Origin of the sequence: Mesorhizobium sp. M1A.T.Ca.IN.004.03.1.1, from assembly GCF_003997555.1 — a bacterium.
In the GTDB taxonomy this organism is placed as follows: Bacteria; Pseudomonadota; Alphaproteobacteria; order Rhizobiales; family Rhizobiaceae; genus Mesorhizobium.
In genome coordinates, this window is record NZ_RZTV01000904.1 from 1 (window position 1) to 244 (window position 244).

A 244-nucleotide genomic window follows, 5' to 3' on the forward strand; every position below is an offset into this window, starting at 1 on the left:
CAGCGGCGGCGCCGGCACAGGCAAGACCACCGTCGTACGGGCGATCCTCGCTGCACTGGAAGCGTTGCGCGACGATCTTCCGCTCGCCCACCGCGGCGGGATCGAGCACCTGCAGGTGGCCTTGGCAGGACGCGCTGTGCGACGGATCAGCGAGGCCACCGGCCGTCCGGCCTGCACCCTCTCCCGACTGGTGCATGACATCGAAAACGCCGGCCGTAAGATTCGTGGTGGGACGATTATATTC

Annotated in this window: 1 protein-coding gene; it reads left to right on the forward strand. The window is 67.2% G+C overall.

Going from position 1 to position 244, the window contains the following annotated elements:
• A partial coding sequence (locus EOD29_RS34300) for an AAA family ATPase (protein WP_164764068.1) occupies positions 1 to 244 on the forward strand: 244 nt, incomplete at both ends.